Origin of the sequence: Desulfarculus baarsii DSM 2075, from assembly GCF_000143965.1 — a bacterium.
Classification (GTDB): Bacteria; Desulfobacterota; Desulfarculia; order Desulfarculales; family Desulfarculaceae; genus Desulfarculus; species Desulfarculus baarsii.
This window is the reverse complement of the sequence record NC_014365.1, coordinates 2,917,195-2,935,957: the sequence shown is the minus strand read 5'-3', so window position 1 is coordinate 2,935,957 and position 18,763 is coordinate 2,917,195. Positions and strand designations below refer to the sequence as shown.

19 protein-coding genes are annotated in these 18,763 nt (G+C 66.3%); 12 read left to right on the top strand and 7 right to left on the bottom strand.

The genetic code is table 11. The features are described 5' to 3' along the window. Positions 1-19: 19 nt before the first annotated feature. Together mltA and DEBA_RS13145 are read left to right on the top strand one after the other, a co-directional pair. Positions 20-1,219 carry a murein transglycosylase A gene (gene mltA, locus DEBA_RS13150; protein WP_050762364.1) on the top strand — a complete coding sequence of 400 codons (1,200 nt, stop codon included), beginning with the start codon at positions 20-22 and terminating at the stop codon, positions 1,217-1,219. Next, entirely contained in the window at positions 1,216-1,746 is a 531-nt protein-coding gene (locus DEBA_RS13145; protein ID WP_013259433.1) for an O-acetyl-ADP-ribose deacetylase, read from the top strand. The genes mltA and DEBA_RS13145 overlap by 4 nt, the downstream gene beginning before the upstream one ends. Positions 1,747-2,108: 362 nt before the next feature. Here the strand turns inward: DEBA_RS13145 and DEBA_RS13140 are convergent, their stop codons facing one another. Continuing rightward, complete coding sequence (locus tag DEBA_RS13140) at positions 2,109-2,519, bottom strand: response regulator (protein ID WP_013259432.1); 411 nt, start codon at positions 2,517-2,519, stop codon at positions 2,109-2,111. Beyond that, positions 2,516-3,943, bottom strand: a complete 1,428-nt coding sequence (locus DEBA_RS13135) for a sensor histidine kinase (protein WP_187288563.1) — start codon at positions 3,941-3,943, stop codon at positions 2,516-2,518. The genes DEBA_RS13140 and DEBA_RS13135 overlap by 4 nt, the downstream gene beginning before the upstream one ends. A 187-nt stretch (positions 3,944-4,130) precedes the next feature. Here DEBA_RS13135 and DEBA_RS13130 point away from each other — a divergent pair, with 187 nt between their 5' ends. From DEBA_RS13130 to DEBA_RS13100, 7 genes are all read left to right on the top strand, one after another. Next, positions 4,131-5,597 carry a glycogen synthase gene (locus DEBA_RS13130; protein ID WP_013259430.1) on the top strand — a complete coding sequence of 489 codons (1,467 nt, stop codon included), beginning with the start codon at positions 4,131-4,133 and terminating at the stop codon, positions 5,595-5,597. A gap of 2 nt (positions 5,598-5,599) precedes the next feature. After that, on the top strand, positions 5,600-7,936 hold the full coding sequence (locus tag DEBA_RS13125) for an ATP-binding protein (RefSeq protein ID WP_013259429.1): 2,337 nt from the start codon (positions 5,600-5,602) through the stop codon (positions 7,934-7,936). 22 nt (positions 7,937-7,958) lie between these two features. After that, positions 7,959-8,495: a hypothetical protein gene (locus tag DEBA_RS13120; protein WP_013259428.1), complete on the top strand. Its 537-nt coding sequence runs from the start codon at positions 7,959-7,961 to the stop codon at positions 8,493-8,495. Between the two features lie 28 nt (positions 8,496-8,523). Next, positions 8,524-9,678: a DUF362 domain-containing protein gene (locus DEBA_RS13115; protein ID WP_013259427.1), complete on the top strand. Its 1,155-nt coding sequence runs from the start codon at positions 8,524-8,526 to the stop codon at positions 9,676-9,678. Positions 9,679-9,688: 10 nt separating this feature from the next. Next, entirely contained in the window at positions 9,689-10,360 is a 672-nt protein-coding gene (locus tag DEBA_RS13110; RefSeq protein ID WP_013259426.1) for an ATP-binding cassette domain-containing protein, read from the top strand. Next, the gene (locus tag DEBA_RS13105; protein ID WP_013259425.1) at positions 10,348-11,121 is read left to right on the top strand and encodes an ABC transporter permease; all 774 of its coding nucleotides are present in this window, start codon (positions 10,348-10,350) and stop codon (positions 11,119-11,121) included. Before DEBA_RS13110 ends, DEBA_RS13105 begins: the two co-directional genes overlap by 13 nt. Positions 11,122-11,270: 149 nt before the next feature. Further along, the gene (locus tag DEBA_RS13100) at positions 11,271-11,849 is read left to right on the top strand and encodes a TlpA family protein disulfide reductase (RefSeq protein WP_013259424.1); all 579 of its coding nucleotides are present in this window, start codon (positions 11,271-11,273) and stop codon (positions 11,847-11,849) included. Positions 11,850-11,922: 73 nt separating this feature from the next. Here DEBA_RS13100 and DEBA_RS13095 read toward each other — a convergent pair whose 3' ends face one another. The 5 genes from DEBA_RS13095 to DEBA_RS13075 form a co-directional block, all read right to left on the bottom strand. Next, positions 11,923-12,369: a MauE/DoxX family redox-associated membrane protein gene (locus tag DEBA_RS13095; RefSeq protein WP_013259423.1), complete on the bottom strand. Its 447-nt coding sequence runs from the start codon at positions 12,367-12,369 to the stop codon at positions 11,923-11,925. Next, a complete protein-coding gene (locus DEBA_RS13090) occupies positions 12,366-12,836 on the bottom strand; it encodes a rhodanese-like domain-containing protein (RefSeq protein WP_013259422.1) in 471 nt (156 codons plus the stop codon). The genes DEBA_RS13095 and DEBA_RS13090 overlap by 4 nt, the downstream gene beginning before the upstream one ends. 4 nt (positions 12,837-12,840) lie before the next feature. Then, positions 12,841-13,923, bottom strand: coding sequence for a TAXI family TRAP transporter solute-binding subunit (locus DEBA_RS13085; RefSeq protein WP_013259421.1), 1,083 nt, complete (start codon positions 13,921-13,923; stop codon positions 12,841-12,843). 62 nt (positions 13,924-13,985) lie between these two features. After that, positions 13,986-14,348 (bottom strand): SpoIIAA family protein, encoded by a 363-nt coding sequence (locus DEBA_RS13080; RefSeq protein ID WP_013259420.1) that lies wholly within the window; start codon positions 14,346-14,348, stop codon positions 13,986-13,988. 181 nt (positions 14,349-14,529) lie between these two features. After that, a complete protein-coding gene (locus DEBA_RS13075) occupies positions 14,530-14,958 on the bottom strand; it encodes a hypothetical protein (protein WP_013259419.1) in 429 nt (142 codons plus the stop codon). Positions 14,959-15,533: 575 nt separating this feature from the next. Between DEBA_RS13075 and DEBA_RS13070 the strand changes: the two genes are divergently transcribed. From DEBA_RS13070 to DEBA_RS13060, 3 genes are read left to right on the top strand one after another with little or no spacing between them, the layout of a single operon-like run. Beyond that, positions 15,534-16,007, top strand: a complete 474-nt coding sequence (locus DEBA_RS13070) for a (2Fe-2S)-binding protein (protein WP_013259418.1) — start codon at positions 15,534-15,536, stop codon at positions 16,005-16,007. Then, positions 16,007-16,891 (top strand): FAD binding domain-containing protein, encoded by an 885-nt coding sequence (locus tag DEBA_RS13065; protein ID WP_013259417.1) that lies wholly within the window; start codon positions 16,007-16,009, stop codon positions 16,889-16,891. The genes DEBA_RS13070 and DEBA_RS13065 overlap by 1 nt, the downstream gene beginning before the upstream one ends. Then, positions 16,888-18,759, top strand: coding sequence for a xanthine dehydrogenase family protein molybdopterin-binding subunit (locus DEBA_RS13060; protein WP_013259416.1), 1,872 nt, complete (start codon positions 16,888-16,890; stop codon positions 18,757-18,759). Before DEBA_RS13065 ends, DEBA_RS13060 begins: the two co-directional genes overlap by 4 nt. The last annotated feature ends 4 nt before the right edge of the window (positions 18,760-18,763 follow it).

Sequence of the window (18,763 nt, the reverse complement as noted above, 5' to 3'; positions counted from 1 at the left end):
GCCGTTTTTGGCGGGTGCGTTGTTTTTGTTGGCGTTGACCATGATCGGCTGCGCCAAACCCGAGCCGCCCGCGCCGCCGCCGGCCCCCAAGCCGGCCCAGCCGCCGGCCATGTCCCTGGAGCGCGTGCCGCCGGGCCAGTGGCCGCTGTTGATCGATGACACGGACGCGGCCAGCCTGCGTGAGGCCTGCCAGGGCTCGTTGCGCTATCTGGCGGCTTTGCCGCCCGAGCGCCCCTTGAACCTGGGCGGTCTGCAACTGACGGCGGAGGAACTGGCCCAGGCCCTGCGGGAGCTGCAAGACATCGTCACCCGGGCCTACGACCCGGCCCGGCGCACGGCCTTGATCCAAGAGCGCTTCGACCTGTGGCGCTCCATCGGCTCCGACGGCCAGGGCGGCGTGCTCTTCACCGGCTATTACGAGCCGATCATGGCCGCCCGTCATCGACCCGACGCCACCTACGATCAGCCCATCTACGGCGTGCCGCCGGGGCTGCTGACCATCAACTTGCAGGATTTTCGCGCCGATCTGCCCGATCGCAAGCTGGTGGGCATGGTCGACGGCAACCGCGTGGTGCCTTTCCACGACCGTGAAGCCATCGACTTCGATGGCGCGCTGGTCGGCAAGGCCCCGATCCTGGGCTACGCCGCCGAGCCGGTGGAGGTGTTCTTTCTGCACATTCAGGGCTCGGGGCAGCTTGTCTTCGAGGACGGCCAGCGCCTGCGCGTGGGCTACGCGGCGGTCAACGGCCATCCTTACCGGGCCATCGGCCGGCTGTTGCTGGACGAAGGGGCCATGGAGCCCCACCGCATGTCCAAGCAGGGCATCCAGCGCTATCTGGCCGCGCACCCCGAGAAGCTGCGCCGCGTGCTCAGCTACAACCCCTCGTATGTGTTTTTCCGGCCGCTGGAGACCACGGGCGGGCCGCTGGGCTGCTACGGCATCGGCCTGACCGGCGGCCGCAGCATCGCCACCGACCGGCGCATCTTTGGCGCGCCGGCCATGGCCTACGTCGAGACCACCGTCACCAGGGCCGATGGCGGCCAGAGCATCATGCGCCGTTTCATGATGAACCAGGACACCGGCGGGGCCATCCGCGGACCGGGCCGGGTGGACGTCTTTTTCGGCACCGGCGATATGCCCGGCCGGGTGGCCGGCCGCATGAAAAATCCCGGCCGGCTATATTTTCTGCTGCCCAAACAGACGGGAGCGCGGCCATGACCACCAGCCAGCAAATCGGCCCGACGCGGCTGGACCTGCTGCTTGGCGACATCACCACCCAGGTCGTCGACGCCATCGTCAACGCCGCCAACAGCCGCCTGGCCGGCGGCGGCGGGGTCGACGGGGCCATCCACCGCGCCGGCGGACCGGCGATCATGGAAGAATGCCGCCGCATCGGCCACTGCCCCACCGGCCAGGCCGTGGCCACCACCGGCGGCTTGCTGGCGGTGAAAAAAGTCATTCACACCGTGGGGCCAATTTATAGCGGCGCGCCGGCCGACGCCGCGCTTTTGGCCGACTGCTATCGCAACTCGCTGGCGCTGGCGGCGCGCTTGAGCCTGCGCACGGTGGCCTTTGCCAGCATTTCGACGGGCGTGTATGGCTATCCTGTTGATGATGCGGCGAAAATAGCCATCGCCACCGTGCGGCAGAGTGTGCGGGCCAATCCAGCGGCCTTTGACGAAGTGCGCTTCGTGCTCTTCAATGAGCGGGTGCTGGCGGCCTTCGCGGCGGCGCTGGCGGGATAATTTAGCCGCGGCTGTGACTTTTGGCCCGCGCTTTGCAATAGTGTCTGTCAGGTTGCGTTTTGGAGCCACATTCTCTCCCAACAGGGGCAGGCAGGGAGGGGAAGGGTTTCGAGGCGCAACCGGTCTTTTGTGTCCCGGCGGTTTCGGCGTGGTCTCCAGATAACTATTTGAAATAAAATCGAATTTAAGTTTGCCAGCGGCGAGGATGGTCCGTTTGGGCGGCTGATTTTTGTTGTCGCGCGGAGCGGCGGGCAAGAAGGCCGGCCTTGCTGTCTGAAAATTGGTCAGATTTTCGGGCAATCGCACCTGAAAAATTTCGGGCAATTCTACCCGAAAAACGACGACTGCTCAAAATCGGTAATTTATGCCAGAAATTCGGCCCGCTCGCCGGCGCTCAGCAGTTGGTGGACCGTCCGCCGGAATTGGTCCAGGTCGACCAGCTTGTCCAGGAACTCCCGCGCGCCGGCCTGCTTGCACAGTTCGGGCAGGCGCGGGTCGGTATGGGCGCTGAGCATCAGCACCGGCGCGCCGGGGGCGCGATCGGCGGCCTGGCAGATGCGCCGACAGATCTCCACGCCGCTGCCGTCGGGCAGGCGCACGTCGATGATCATCAGGTCGGGCCGGTTTTCCGGTTCGGCCAGCCAGTTGCTGGCCTTGTGGCCGGTGTCGAAGCGCACCACCCGCAAGCCCTCGCGGCGCAGCACGTTTTGATAAAGACTGGAAGTGTCGGGGTCGTCCTCGAGGAGCATGACCAACGGTGGGGCAGGGGTCAACTGATCGTCTCCAAAGTCACGGTGAAAGTCGTGCCCTTGCCCAGTTCGCTCTGCACGGCGATGTCGCCGCCGTGCAGTTTGACGATCTCCTGCACAAGGGCCAAGCCGATCCCCAGGCCCTCCAAGCGGCCTGTACCGGTGATGTCGGCGCGGTAAAACTTGTTGAAAATGCTGGCCATGTGTTCGCGGGCTATGCCCACGCCGGAGTCTCGCACCGCAAGCGTCACTCGCCCATCCCCCCGTTCGACGCTCAAGTGGACTTGGCCGCCCTTCTTGTTATATTTGATGGCGTTGACGATCAGGTTGTCAAGCAGTTGAATCAGTTTTTCGGCGTTGCCCAGGACCACGGCCCCTTCGAGGGGCGTTTCGTCCACGCTCAAGCTGACGTTGCTTTCCTCGGCCGTGGGGCGCAGATTTTCGCATTCGGTGCCCAGCAGCTTGACCAAGTCCACCGGCGCCAGTCTGAAATGCTCCTTTGACTGGCTGAGGCGGGCCAAATCCAGCAGGTTGTTGATTTGCTGCTCCAGTTTGAGCAGGTTGCGCCAGCAGACCTCCAGATGGGCCTGGCTTTCCTCGGGCGAGGCCGCCCCGCGCAACAGCAACTGCAAAAAGCCCTTCAGCGAGACCAGGGGCGTCTTCAACTCGTGGCTGAGGGTGGTCAGGAATTCGTCTTTCAATTTTTCCACGCTACGAATCTCCTCCAAGGCCATTTCCAGGGCCCTGGTCTTGCGCAGCAACTCGCCGGCCAGGCGTTCGCGCTCGGTGACGTCGCGGACGATGGCCCCCAAAAACCACGGCTGGCCGCCGGGGCCGGTCTCCAGCGAAAGGCTGATTTCGGTCAACAGCACGCCCTTGGGCGTGTGCAGATGGCCGCTGATCAGTTGGCCCGGTTTGGCCATGGCCTGGGCCCAATCGGTGTCCAGGCGCACGAAATCACCGACCTTGCGGCCCAGAACCTGCTCGCGCCCCAGGCCCAGGCGGGCCAGAAAGGCCGGGTTGGCGTCGAGGACGCGGCCGCCGGCCGGAGAGATGGAGATGAACATGTCGTGGGCCGCGTCGAAAAAACGCTGGTAGTGGCTCTGCTGTTCCAACAGGGCCTCACGCATGATCTGGATGGCCAGGCCGATGCGCGCCAACTCGCCGCCGGCGGCCAGGTCCACCTCGGGCGGCCCTGGTTCGCCCAGGGCCATGCGCCGGCACGAGTCGAGGATCTGGTCTTCCTGGCGGGCCAGCCGCTTCAGCCAGGCGGCCCCGCCCAGGGCCGCGCCGAGGGCGGCCAACACCCCGGCCAGCCCGAGCCAAAACACCCCCCGCGCAAGCCCCAGTCGAGCCAAAAACGGCTCCACGGCCTGGCCGAGCCGTTCCTCGCCACCCAGGGCCAGCACGGCCACCGCCAGGGCCGGCAGGGCCAGCGTCCAGGCCACGAGTAGCAGCGCGCGCTTTGCGTTGGTCGGCAGGGGCATGACGGCTTACGGCTTGTGGGTTAAAATTTCGGTTGAGCTTTTCGAGCGTAGCCCCCAGCATGGGCATTGTCAACCGGACGTCGGATGCTTTGTGCAAGACGCCGCGTGCGTGCTATGATCAAATAATGCCCCCAACTGGAAGTTGATCATGCATATTCTATTCTTGTCGCCCGAAGTCTGGCCGTTCATCCACGTCAGCGGCTTGTCCGAGGTCTCCCACGACCTGCCGCTGGCCCTGGGCGCGCTGGGACACCAGGTCTCGGTGATCACGCCCAAGGGCCGCCTGACGCCCGAGGTCGAGGCCGGCCTGGAAAAGCTCGACCTGCTCATCCAAGTGCCCATATCATACACCATGCACGCGGCAGAGGTTTATCGCCGCCACATGGGCCCGGGCGTGGACGTCTACCTCATCGAGCACGAAAGCCTGTTTGACCGCGACGGCCTCTATGGCAACGAGTTCGGCGACTATCAAGACAACGCCGAGCGCTTTATTTTCTTCAGCCGCGCCTGCCTGGAGCTGGCCTTGGCCATGGACTGGCGGCCCGATGTGCTCCACGCCAACGACTGGACCACCGGCCTGACGCCGCTCTACCTCAAGACGCTCTACGCCGACCGCCCGCATTTCAAGGCCGCCGCCAGCCTGATGACCGTGCACAACCTGGGCAAGCAGGGCGTATTCTGGCATTATGACATGCCGCTGACCGGCCTGGGCTGGGAATGCTTCGTGCCCGAGATGGTCGAGTTTTACGGCAAGATCAACTTCCTAAAGGCCGGCCTGGTCTCGGCCGACAAGCTCTCCACCGTCTCGCCGCGCTACGCCCGCGAGATCCTGGGCGCGGACCTGGGCTTGGGCCTGGAGGGCGTGCTCAACTTCCGCCAGGATGACCTGACGGCCATTCTGAGCGGCATCGACTACGCCACCTGGGATCCGGCCAGCGATCGGCATCTGGCGCGCAACTACGATCACCACGACCTGGAGGGCCGTCAGGCCTGCCAGGACGACCTGCGGGCCGCCTTTGGCCTGGATCGACTGGCCCGGCGGCCCATCGTGGCCGTGGTCGGGGCCCTGGTCGAGCGCAAGGGCCTGGACCTGATCTGCGAAAGCATCGACGCCATCATCGGCCTGGGCCTGGATCTGGTCGTCAGCGGCTCGGGCAGCGACCAATACCACGAGATCCTCGACGCCGCCAGCCAGCGCCTGCCCGGCCGCCTGGGCCTCAAGCTGGGCTACGAACTGGCCTTGGCCCACAAAGTCATGGCCGGGGCCGACATGGTGCTCTTGCCCAGCCGCTACGAGCCCTGCGGCCTGCACCAGATGCACGCCATGCGTTACGGCGCCGTGCCGGTGGCCCGGGCCACCGGCGGCCTGGACGACACCGTCGACGAGGGCCAGCCGCCGGGCGAGGGCACGGGCTTCAAGTTCGAGCCCTACTCCACCGAAGCCATGCTCGAGGCCCTGGGCCGGGCCTTGGCCGCCCACGGCGACCCCGACGTCTGGCGGCCAATCATGCAAAACGGCATGGGCCGAGACTTTTCGTGGCGTTCGGCGGTGGCCCGCTACGACGATCTTTATCGACAGGCCATCGCCAAGCGCCGCGGCGCGCGGGGGGCCTGAACATGACCGCCGACCGCCGGTTCGACATCCTGGCCCGCATCGTCGAGATCGCCAACACCTCGGTGGACGTCGACGAACGCCTGCAAGGCGTCATGGGCGTGATCCACGGCTACATGGAGGCCAGGCAGTCGGTTTTGTTTTTGCAGGACAAAGCCAAACAGAACCTTGTCGAGGCCCACGCCTGGCCCAGGGCCGGTCAGAGCTGCGGCATGGCGACGGCCATGGGCGAGAGCCTCCTGGGCGAGGTGACCATCCGCCGCAAGCCCATGGCCCTGAGCGGCGGCGACCCCACCGGTGACGCCATCATCGACAGCCTGCGCCGCCCCGACGAGACGGCGCTGCTTCTGCCGGTCTGCGGCGACAGCTACGTTTTCGGCGTGCTGGCCTTGATCCTGCCCGAGGGTTCGCTAGCCACCGACGAACGCCTGCGCCTGCTGCAGGCGGCCACCCGCGAGATGGCCGGGGCCATGCGCAACGACCACCTCTACATGGACGCCAAAAAACGCATCGCCGAACTCAACGCCATCAAGGACTTGGGCCTGGCCGCCATCTCGACCATGGAGGTCGACGAACTTCTGGACACCGTGGCCGGCACCTGCGCCAAGCTGTTGGGGGCCAAGGCCGGTTTGATCGTGGTCAAGGGGGCCGGCCACGTCTTTTCGGCCAGCTATGGCCCGGTGCCGCCCGAATGCCGTGGCGAAGACCTTTGCAGCATGATCGATTGCAACGCCCCGCCCAGCCAACTGCGGCCGTTTTTCCCGGCCTGCAACGGCAAGGGCTCCCAGACCACCGGCCGCGAACGATTGTGCATGCCCCTGGGCTTCAAGGGCGCTTTCAGCGGCAACCTTTGCGTGTTCGAAAAAGTCGCCCTGGCCAAGGGCGCGGCGCCCGGCTTCAATTTCGAGGACCAGAACCTCCTGGGCACCCTGGCCTCCATGGCCGCCCCGGCCCTGGAAAACGCCATGACCTTCCATCGCCTGGAAGACATGGTCCAGCGCAACGAAGAGATGGTCAGTTCCCTGGGCACCCTGCACGAAATCAGCACCAGCTTTCTGACCACCGTCGATTTCGACGAGACGGTGATGATCATCCTGCACGCGGTGGTCCACCCGGCCGGGCTGAACTACGACCACGCCGTGCTGTTTCTGGCCGATGAACCCAGCAATGTCGTGCGGGCCGTGGCCGACCTGGATCAGGCGTCACTGCGCGTCCAGGGCGAACTGCGCCAGACGCTTCTGGCCCTCAAGGAGGCCCTGCCGCTGCCGCCGGTGGTCAGCGACCCGCGTTTCAGCGGCCTGAGCGCCCCGCTGGCGCCGGCGGATAATCCCCTGGCTCGTTGCCTGGCCCAGCGCAAGGTGCTGCGCCTGGTCCGCCCCGACGGCAACCCCAACGCCAACAACGCCCTGCCCTGGGCCAGCCTGCCTTATAGCGCCCTGGCCGTGCCCATGATCGCCAAGGACAAGCCCGTGGGCGTGCTGGTGGCCGCCAACGATGGGGCCGACAAGCAGATCGGCGAGCGGGAGGAGGGGGCCATCAACATGCTGGCCAACCAGGCCGCCCAGGCCCTGGAGACCAGCCGGCTTTACCAAAACCTGGAAAACGCCAACCGCGAGCTGGCCCACATGCGCGGTCGCCTGCTGGAGGCCGACCGTCTGGCCGCCCTGGGCGAGATCGCCGCCGGCGTGGCCCACGAAATCCGCAATCCCCTGGTCAGCATCGGCGGCTTTGCTCGGCGCGTGCGCAACAAGCTCGGCGACGAGTCGCCTCTGTCGCGCTACCTGGACGTGGTCATCGAGGAGGCCACGCGCCTGGAGCGCACGCTCAACGAAATGCTCGATTTTTCCACCGACTCGCGCGATCACCACGACGAGTACGATCTGGGCGAGATCATGGACCGCTCGGTGGAGCTTTTGCAACGCGACCTGGACGAAAAGCGGATCAAGGTCGTGCGCGACTACGCCGCCGACCTGCCCCGGGTCTACTGCGACGAACGGCAGATCAAGCACGTCTTCTTGAACCTTTACCTCAACGCCGTCCAGGCCATGGATCGCGGCGGCACGATCACCCTGCGCACCTTCACCGTCATCCGCGAGGCCAAGAAGTTCGTGGCCGGCGAGGTCAGCGACACCGGCGGCGGCATCCCCATGGACGTGATCCACAACATCTTCAACCCCTTTTTCACCACCAAAGACAACGGCTCGGGCATGGGCCTGTCCATCGTCCACAAGATCGTCACCCGTCACCTGGGCGGCGTGGAGGTGCACAACCGCGAAGGCGAGGGAGCCTCGTTCCTGGTGACCCTGCCGGCGGCCGAAGAAGGACGGGCCTATCTGAAATAACGGGCCGCCAGGAGAGCAGTCATTGGGAGAAGTGGTCGACCTGGGTGGCGCGCGGCGCGAAAAAGCCGCCGCCAGCGCCTTTGCCCGTTGGGAAAAACGCCTGGGCCACGCGCCCGTGGCCGATGAACGGCTGGGTCAACTGCCCGACGGCGTGCTTTCGCAGTTGGCCGAGTTGGACCAGACGGCCACCCTGGCCCTCTACGACGTGGTTCTGGGCGTGCGCGGCTGGGGGGCCGGCGAGGCCTTTTCGTATCTGGAGCCGGCCAAAAAGATGGAGGCCCTGGATGCTTTTTTGTTTCTGGCCGATCAGGTGCGTTTCGAAGTCATGCGCCGCCTGGGCTGGTTGCGGGGCATCGCCGCCGAGCGCCACGGCATCTGCGATCTGGCCTTGCACAGCCGGCGCATCCAGGCCCAGCACAGCCCGGCCCTGCCCGAGCTGACCAGCGCCTACCCCCGTTTCGAGGAAATGCAAAAAAGACTCCGGTTGGAGCCGGAGGCGGCCATTCGTTCGCTGATCCCGGAGGCCCTGGCCATCTTCAGGCGTCGGGCCGGCCGATGACCAACGCTCTCAAGGAGGGAGTCCATCCATGCCCAGCACCGTTTATTTCGCCGATCTGCGGGCCTCGCTGAAGCGGCCCTTCAACCAGAAACTCGACGAACTCATGGAGCGTGTCGGCCTGGAGTCGCGCATCCGCCCCGGGGCCCAGACGGCCATCAAGATCCACTTCGGCGAGCGCGGCAACACCGCCTTTATTCGGCCCGTGCTGGCCCGCCGCTTTGCCGAGGCCGTCAAACGGGCCGGCGGCAAGCCCTTTTTCACCGACTGCAACACCCTCTACGTGGGCTCGCGGGCCGAGGCCGTGGGGCACCTGCACACGGCCGTGGAAAACGGCTTCGCCTACAGCGTGATCGGCGCGCCGCTGATCATCGCCGACGGCCTGCGCGGCGCCTCCGAGGCCGCCGTGCGCGTCGATCTGCCCCAGTGCGAGCTGGCCTACATCGGCGCCGAGATCGCCTCGGCCGAGGCCCTGATCAGCCTGGCCCACTTCAAGGGCCACGAGGTGGCCGGCTTTGGCGGCACGATCAAAAATCTGGGCATGGGCTGCGCCAGTCGCCGGGGCAAGCTTTTCCAGCACAGCAACATCTCGCCGACCATCCGCGCCGAACGCTGCATCGCCTGTGGCCAGTGCGTGCGGCGCTGTCCGGGCCTGGCCATCAGGCTGGTCAAACGCGGGCCAGACATGCCCCCCGCGCCGGCCGGCTCGGAAAAGCCCGAGCTCTGCGCGGTCAAGGACGCCGAGAAGTGCATCGGCTGCGGCGACTGCATCCTGACCTGTCCCCAGTCGGCCATCGAGATCGCCTGGGACGCCCAGATACCTCAGTTCATGCGGCGCATGGCCGCCTACACCAAGGGCGTGCTGGCCGGCAAGGAAAGAACGAGCGTGTTTTTCAACTTCATCACCAACGTCAGCCCCACCTGCGACTGTTATCCTTTCCAGGACGCGCCCATTGTCCAGGATATCGGCGTGGTCGCCTCCGACGACCCGGTGGCCATCGACCAGGCCAGCGTGGATCTGGTCAACCGGGCCCTGGGCCTGAGCCACAGTTGCCTGAAAAACTCCCACCACTCCGGTGGCGACAAGTTCCGCGACATCCATCCCAAGATCGACTGGGAGCTGCAACTGGAGTCGTGCGAGGAGATCGGCCTGGGCCTGCGCGAATACGAACTGGTGACGATCTAGGAGCGCCGTGGTGTTGCCAGCCCCGTTGCTGGTGGCCGAGGGCCTGCGCTGGCAGACGCCCGGCGGCAAGCGGCTCTTCGACGGGCTGTCGTTGCTGCTGTCGCCGGGCGACTATGTCTGGCTGAGCGGGCCATCGGGCGTGGGCAAGTCCAGCCTGCTGCGTCTGCTCAACCGCCTGATCTCGCCCGCCGCCGGCCAGATCATTTTTTTGGGCCGGCCGCTGGGGGATTGGCCCGCGCCCCATCTGCGCCGCCGCTTGTTGTTGGTGGGCCAGGCCGCGGCGCTGACCAAGGGTTCGGTGGCCGACAACCTCCTGCTGCCTTTTGGTTTTCGCGCCGCCCACGAGTTGGAGCGCCCCACGGACGAACTTTTGCGCCGGGCCCTGGGCCGGGTCGGCCTGAACGAACTGGCCCTGGATCAAGCGGTCGATGGCCTTTCGGTGGGCCAGGCCCAGCGGCTGTGCCTGGCGCGAGCGCTGCTTTTGCGCCCCAATGTGCTGCTGCTCGACGAACCCCTGGCCCCCCTGGACCCGGACAGCCAGGCCCTGGTCGATGGGCTCGTGGCCGAGTTCGCGGCCCAAGGCGGCGCGGCGTTGATGGTCAGCCATCAGCGCCCGGAAAAGGCCAACCGCCGTCTGCGCCTGGTCGACGGCGCACTGGAGGCGACGCCATGGTCGGAGTAGCCGACATCGGCCCGGTGCAACTGGCCTTGGCCGTGGGCTTCGTGTTGTTGGCCGGCGGCGTGAGCCTGGCCCTGGGGCTGGGCCTGGCGCGCGATGTGTTTTGGGGCACGGCGCGCACGTTCGCCCAGCTTTTTTTGATGGGCTATCTGCTGGTTTACATCTTCCGGCTGGACGCGCCGCTGTTGGTGCTGGCGGTGTTTGGCGCGATGATCTTTTTCGCCGCGCGCATCGTGGTGGGCCGGGTGAAAGGCAAGGGCCCCAAGGTCTTCGGGCCGGTGCTGGGCTCGATGCTGCTGAGCTACATGGTGGTGACCTACCTGGTCACGGCCGTGGTGGTGGAGGCCGAACCCTGGTGGCAGCCGCGCTACTTCATCCCGTTGGGCGGCATGGTGGTGGGCAACTCGATGAACGCCACGGCCCTGGCCCTGGAGCGGCTCTTCGGCGAGGTCGCCCGCCGCCGCAACGAGATCGAGGCATGGCTCGGCCTGGGCGCGACCCCGGCCGAGGCCACGGCCGAAATCTTCGCCGCCAGCGTGCGCGCCGGCATGATCCCCAGCATCAATTCGATGATGGGCGTGGGCGTGGTCTTTCTGCCGGGCATGATGACCGGCCAGATCCTGGCCGGGGCCGATCCGCTGGTCAGCATCAAGTATCAGATCGTGGTCATGCTGATGCTGGTGGGTTCGACGACCATCAGCAGCGTGCTGGGGGTTTACCTGGCCCGGCGGCGGCTGTTCAACGCCGCCGATCAGTTGATCTGATGTTTTGCCAGTCTTCGGGCGGTCTTTTGGTCGGACGGACAATTAATTTGTGGTTGGATGCCGGTGATTTGTCGGCTAAGATATGGCGATTTGAACCGGTGGCGGTTTCGGAAGAATAATCTTCAACACTTCAAAGCGAGAGTATATTGATGAAGCGCAAAAATCTCATCGCATTGGCCGCGGCGTTTGTCTTGACGGCCCTGTTGGCCGCGGCCGGTTTCGCCGCCGAGCGTGACGGGTTGATCACCGCCGGCGAGCAGGCGCCCGAGCTGAAGTTCCAGGCGGCCCTGGACGCCCAAGGCAAGAAATACCTGGGCCTAGGCGGCGACGCCGCCACCTTCGGCCTGGCCGACGTCAAGGCCGACGTGCTGGTGCTGGAGATGTTCGGGCTCTACTGCCTGCATTGCCGGGCCGAGGCCCCCAAGGTCAAGACGGCCTTCGATCTGCTGACCAAGGACGGCCTGGCCGACAAGGTCAAGTTCCTGGGCGTGGGCGTCAAAAACAGCGCTTTTGAGGTGCAGGCCTTCCGCACCCAACTCAAGGTGCCCTTCCCCGGCGCGCCCGACCCGGATATGGCCGTGACCAAGAACCTGGGCGTCATGGCCACGCCAACCTTTGTCGTGTTGAAACTGGAAAACGGCGGCGGCAAGGTGCTCTTCACCCAGGTCGGCGACATCGGCGACCCCGCGGCCTTCGTGCAGAAGATCAAGGCCGCCGCGGCCCTTTGATTTTCCGCCACGCCCAAGGCGAAACCCCCGTCCCCGGAAAAGGGGCGGGGGTTTGCTTTGGGCGGGAAAAGCCTCAGCGGCGGGCCAGGTAATCGTCGACGGCCAGCCACTGGCCGGGCTTCCAGAGCAACCACAGGGCCGGCAGCATGATGAGCAGGTCGCGCACGGCGTCCTTGTAGCCGACCTGGCTGTCCATGCCGGGGAAGCAGCCGCAGTCGTGCACCGCGCCGACCATGCCCGACCAGATCATCAGGCCGGTGAACACGGCCATCAGGTAGGCCGACCACAGCGCCGCCGGCCTGATCCAAAAGCCCACCGTGAGCATCACGGCCAGAAAAAGCTCCAGCCAGGCCAGCACGGCGCTGAAGGTGTTGACCGCCCAGATGGGCAAAAGGTCGTAGGTGGCCGTGGCCTGGGCAAAGGCCGCCGGGTTCCAGACTTTATCCAGGCTGGCCATGAAAAAGACCGCCGCCAGAGCCAGCCTGCTTAACAGCGAGATGGAGTTGATCATTATATTCATGGCGTATACGCCTCTGCGTTGTGGGGATAGCCTGCCTGCGCCCATTGCTCGAACGAGGCGTCCATGACATAGATCTTGTGAAAGCCCTTCTTGCGCATCATCTGGGCCACCACGGCGGCCGGCCAACGGCTGGCCGTGCGGCCGTAAACGACGATCTCCTGGTCCTTGACCATGGCCGGGGCCAGCATGTCGCCCATCATCTCGGCCTGCATGGGCGAGAAGTTGAAGGCCCACGGGATATGGCCTTGCTCGTATTCCTGCGAAGACCGCGAATCGATGAACATGGCGCCGTTTTTGAACAGCTCCCAGGTGTCTAGCATGGTGGCTGGCCGCCACAGGGGCTTGAGCAACTCATCGGGCATGAAGCCGACGCCCTGGGGCATGACCGCGTTGAAGATCACCGCGCACAGCCAGGACAGCATGAGGATGACGCCGCATTTTTTCAAAAGCGCTATAAGCTTGACCACTGCCTCATTCTCCTGACGGGTCGTCCTGGGCCTTGGCCTGGGGCGCGGCGGCTGGTTGATCCGGGGCCAACTCGGGCGGCATGGCCTGGGCCGGCACGCTCACGCCCTGCTCCTTGAAAAACTTGTAGGCCCCTTCGTGCAAGGGCAGGGCCAGGTCGGCCACGGCCAACTTGGCGTCGGTGAGCACCTCGGGCGGGACACCCAAGCCGCTGCCCCACTGGCTGTATTTTTCAAAAAATACCTTGGCCAGCAGGTATACGACTTCCGCGTCCAAATCAGCCCGGCAGACCAGGTAGTTGTCCTGGGCCAGGGTGAACAGCGCCTCGGTTTGCCCTGGATAGGTGTTGGGCGCTATCTCCATGCGCCAGCCTTTGTAGGGCGAGTTGGCGTTGACCGCCGCGACCTGTTCGGCCGAAAACTGCAGGTAGACCGGGTTGAGGTCTTTGTTGGCCAGCACCTGCTGGACGCAATACGAGGCCGGGCCGTCGGCGATGCTGGCGGCCTCGATCTGCCCGGCGACCAGGGCTTTGTATGATTCGAAGGGGTCCAGGAAACGCAGTTGCAGGTCATCGCGGTGGACGCCCAGCGCCCCCAGGATGGCCATGGTGGAGTATTCGCCATTGCCGGGCGAGCCGGCCGAGACGATCCGGCCCTTGATGTCGAGGATGTTGCCGCCGGTCGCCGCGCCACGCAGGCCGACGAAGTTTTCCACGTTGGGCCACAGCTTGCAGATGGCGCGCAACTGGCCAAAGGGCGCGCCGGCGTAGAGCGCCACGCCGTCGCGGGCCGTGGTGGCCACCAGCCGCTCGAGCACGGCCAGGTCGGCCTTGCGCAGCTTGAGCATGCTCAGGTTGTCCTCGCTGCCCATGGTGGTGACGGCCTTGCATTGCAGGTTGTTTTCCTGGGCCATGTTCAGTGACCAGAGCGTAGCCATGTTGCGGCCGATGGCGAAGTCCTTGGTCACGGTGGGCCCGGTGGCGAAGATGAGCACCCTGGGGTCGTCCTGGGCCCGAGCCGCGCCGGCCAGGCAGAGCAGGGCCACGGCCATCAGCGACAGGCATGCTTTAAGGGCTGTTTGACGAGGCATAAGTGTCATATTCCTGAAATCATTGGCTGATTTTCGTCAAGTGGGCGTGGGGCGCCGCTGGCTCAGGCGCGTAGCCACTCCAGGGCCTGAGGCAGCAGGCCGTGTTGAAAATACTTGAATTTAACGTTGGTGGCCAGGCCAAGGTAGTCGGCGAAGGACGAGGCCCACTCCGGCCGGCCGACCAGGGCGACCTTTTCGAGCTGGCCTTGCTGTTCGATGACGAAACTGGCCATCTCGATGGCCTCGGTCATGGTCATGCCCTTGATGTCTTCGTCGAAGTCCAGCAAGATGCGGAATTTGCCGGTCTGATGGGAGGCTTGGGCCACGCCCTCGAAGATCTTGTATTTGTCCTGTTCCAGATTCAATGCGCCCGTGACGTGCACGGCCACGATGTTGCCCGAACTCTGCGGCATTATCTCCAACATGGGTCTCCTCCCGCACGGCTAAGTGGCGCGATGAGACTCAGAATACAATTTTTGCCCCCGCCGCACCAGAGGCAAATCGTTAATATGGCCAAACAATAAAGCTGGCCCCGACAAGCGGGGCCAGCTTTTGGCCAAATAGACGGCTATATGGTTCAGACAGCCGTTTTGCCCATGGCCAGAACTACTTGCCCACGTCCACCAGCGGCACGGGGTAGTTCCATTCCATCTGCTCCATGACCTTGCGCACGATCTCGGGGCTGTAGATCAGCTTCCACGAGCCGTTGTCGTCCTGCCAGGCCTGGTTGACCTTGATGGAGCGGTTGGCCTGGGACAGAGTGCCCTGGACCTTGACCTTCTTGCCAAGCAGGCGGCTCAGCCACTGCTGGCCGATGTTGCTGATGGCGTACCAGTTGCCCTCGGCGTCGACCAGCACGAAGTTCTGCTCGATGGCGGCCACGACGTCTTCGGCGCCGACCGGGCAGGCTTTTTTGTTCAGGGCGCACAGCAGGCCCTGAATGCTACCTTCTACGGTGACCTCTTCGGCGGCCGCCAAGCTGGGAACCATCAGCAGGGCAAAGATGACCGCAAGACCGATCCAACTTCTCTTCATCTCCTTCTCTCCCTTCTACATGTGTCTTAAGCATTGAACACGCCGCCACGCTGACCAGCGACACCACCCCGACAAGCATGGTGAAGGCGCAGCTTTACGCGTGTTACAACCTTCAGTCAGTGTAACTCACCATCGCGCGGGGACTCAAGTGATTACTTGACCAACTCAAGCCCGCGGACCACGATGCTATCGCCGCGAAAATCGCTTTCAACACTTGATCATATAACCAGAAACAAACTCGGAAGGTCAATCCTGGAGTTGAAAAAATCACTGATGTTTTACCATCCTCGGACGTTTTTTCCTGGCGCGGGCCGCTTGTTCCTTCGGCCCGTGGACCGGAGCGGCCCATCCACGTTAGGATGTTACTATAGCTAAAATCTAAAAAGCTACTGCTTAGGCTGGGCTGGTGTGGCTTTTTTGCATTTTCTTTCCAGCAATTATCGCCTTGACGGCCCGTGGGCGGCGCGGGCGGGCCTTCGGCCCTTGACCTGCCGGCCTTTGGCTGATAAGCTATCTAACCCATTGTACTATTTGTATAATCTCCAAAGGTTCACCCGACCGTAGCGAGGTTCGCCTTGGCAAAAAAACTCGTGGAAATAAACATTAACGGCTTGGTGCGCGAACTGGCCGTGGAGCCGTGGGCCAGCCTGGCCGAGCTGCTGCGCGACCAACTTGGCCTGACCGGCGTCAAGATCGGCTGCAACCGTGGCCACTGCGGCGGCTGCACGGTGCTGTTGGACGGCAAGCCGGTCAGTTCGTGCCTGGTGCTGGCCGTGGAGGCCGACAAGCGTGAGGTGCTCACCGCCGAGGGCCTGCTGGCCGACGAGGCCAAGGCCGCGCCGCTTCTGGAGGCCCTGGCCGGAGCGGGCCTGGCCGCCGACCCCTTCGCCGCCCCCGGCCTGACGCTGGCCGCCCACGCCGCCCTCAAGGAGCGCAAGGGCGGGGCGATCGGCCGCGCCCGCGCCGACATCGCCGGCAACATCGTGGCCGGGCTGGGCTACGACCAGATCGCCCAGGCCCTGGGCGACGGCGAAAAGGAGGGCCGCTGATGGCCGAGCAACGTTTCAGCCACCACCAGCCAGCCAACCTGGAGGCCCTGCTGGATCTGATGGCCCGTTTTCGCACCGACGTGCTGGTCATGGCCGGCGGGACGGACCTCGTTCCGGCCATGCGCGAGGGACGCCTGACGGCGGCCAACGTGGTCAGCGTCAGTCGTGTGGGCGGGCTGAACCACATTTCTTATTATGACTCCGACGGTTTGGTCGTCGGCGCGACCTCCAAGGTCGCCGAGGTGGCGGCCCACCCCGACGTGCGGCGGCATTATCCGGCCCTGGCCCAGGCCTGCGACCAGATGGCCACGCCCCAGGTGCGCAACATGGCCACCGTGGCCGGAAACTTGGCCGGGGCCTCGCCGGCGGCCGACTGCGCCGCCCCGCTTTTGGTCCACGGGGCCAGCCTGGTTTTGGTCGAGCGCGGCGGCAGGCGGCAGGTGCCGCTGGCCAAGTTCTTCACCGGCCCCGGCCAGACCGTGCGCGAGCCCATGGAGGTCATCGAGGCCATCCGCGTGCCCGCGCCGCCCAAGCGCTGCGGTTCGTGCTACCTGCGCCTGACCCCCACCGGCCGCGCCGACCGCCTGGCCCTGGGCCTGGCCGGACTGGTCAGCCTGGACGCGGCCGGCAACATCATCCGCGCGCGTCTGGCCATCTCGGCGGCCGGCCCCACGCCCCTGCGCGCCATCGAGGCTGAAAACATGCTGGAGGGCATGCCCCCCGAGCAGAGTCTGCTGGCCAGGGCGGCCGCGGCCTGCGTGCGGGCCGTCAGCCCGGTCGACGACCACCTGGCCTCGGCCTTTTATCGCAGAATGATGACCCAGGTTCTGGCCCGGCGCGTGCTGGCGGCCTGCCTGGAATTGGCCCGGAGGGATGACCGATGATCGTTTTCGCCAATGACGGCGGCGCGGCGAGCCGGCAGGCCCTGACCGGCGGCGCGGCCCTGACCGCCGATTTGACCTTGCCGGGCATGCTGCACTGCGCCCTGGCCCGGGCCACCGAGCCCAGGGCCGTCCTCGGCGCCTTGAACCTGGATGAAATCAAAAAGCTGCCCGGCGTGCTGGCGGCCGTCGCCGCCGCGCCAAGCCTGCCGACGGCGGTGGAATACGCCGGCCAGATCGTGGCCGCCGTCTGCGCCCAGACCCCCGCGGCCGCCCAGCGGGCCGCCGAGCGCGTCAAGGCGACCATGGAGCCCCAAACGCCGCTTTTGCAGGCCGAGGCCGCCTTTGACGAATCCGCGCCCATGGCCCGGGCCGGCGGCAATGTGGCGGGTAGGGGCGTCAGTGAGCACGGCGACGTGGAGGGGGCCCTGTCCAGGGCTCATCAGGTGGTCATGGCCCGCTTCGATCTGCCGGCCTGGAGTCTGGCCGGTTTGGAGCCGGCGGCTTTCGTGGCCGCGCCCGAGGGCGGCGGGGTTCGCCTGTGGGCCAACCGCGGCCAGGCCTTTGCCGTGCGCGAGGCCCTGACGTCGGCCCTGGGCCTGACCCCGGCCCGGCTGCGCGTGCTGGCCATGGGCCAGGTTCCGGCCGGAGCCGTGGAACTGGAGGCGGCGCGCCTGGTCTGCCAACTGGCCCTGGAATGCGGCCGGCCGGTCAAGCTGGTCTTGCCCCTGGCCGACGACGTGGCCGCCGGCTGCCGGCTGCCCGCTTGCGTGGCCCTGGGCCGGGCCGGCGTCGACGCCAAGGGCCGCCTGCTGGCCCTGGACCTGGACGTGATCATCGACGGCGGCGCGACCCAGAGCGCCCCGGCCGACCTGATTTCCCTGCTGGGCGCGCACCCCTACGACTTGGCCGACTGGCGCTTTCGTGTCCGCCAGGTCTTCACCAACACGCCGCCGGCCCTGCTGGCTCCGGCCGCCTGCGCCGGGGCCATGACCATGGCCGTGGAAGGCCTGCTGGGCGAGGCCGCCCGCCAACTGGGCCTGGACCCGCTGGAGGCGCGCATGCAGAGCGCCCCGGCCGACGGGGCGTTGCGAAAATGCCTGACCAAGGCCGGCCAGGCCCTGAAGGACCTGGCGGCGGACGGCGGCCCTGGGCGCGGCGTGGGTTTGGCCTGCTTTGCCTGGCCGGCCCAGCCGGCCGCGCCAACGGCCCAACTGTGCCGCGTCGAGCGCTTGGCCGATGGCTCGGTGAACCTGTTCGCCGCCGCCGGCCGGCCGACCATGCTGGCCCAGGAGGCCGCCCGCGCCCTGAACGTGGCCCCGGCGGAGGTGCGCGTGGTGGTGGGCGATACGGCCCTGTGCCCCCAGCCGCCGGCCGGGTTGATGCTTGGCGAGGCGGTCATGGCCCAGGCCGTGGCCCAGGCCTGCGCGGCGGGCGATCAACGCGGCGTGGGCCCGACGCCAGCCCCCTGCGTGGGCGCGTTGGCGGCGGCGGCGGAAGTCGACGCCGAGACGGGCCAGGTTCGCGCGGTCGAACTGCGCGCCGTGGTCGGGGCGGGCCGGCCAGACGCGCCATCGGTGATGGCCATGAACCAGGCCGGCGTGGGCCGGGCGCTTTTGGCCGGATTGGTCTGGCGCGCGGGCCGGCCCGTCGACGCCCACGCCTATCGCCTGCCGTCGTCCATCGATTGCCCGCGCCAGAGCGTGGAGTGGCTGGCCGAGACCGACCCGTCCGGCGAGTTGGGACGCGGCCCGGCCTTGGCCGTGGCCCCGGCCTTGGCCGCGGCGGTGGCCCAGGCCTGCGGCGCGGTCTGCGGGAGCTTGCCCATCACGCCCGAGGGCGTCCTGCGCGCCCTGGGCCGCATTCGCTGAGGGG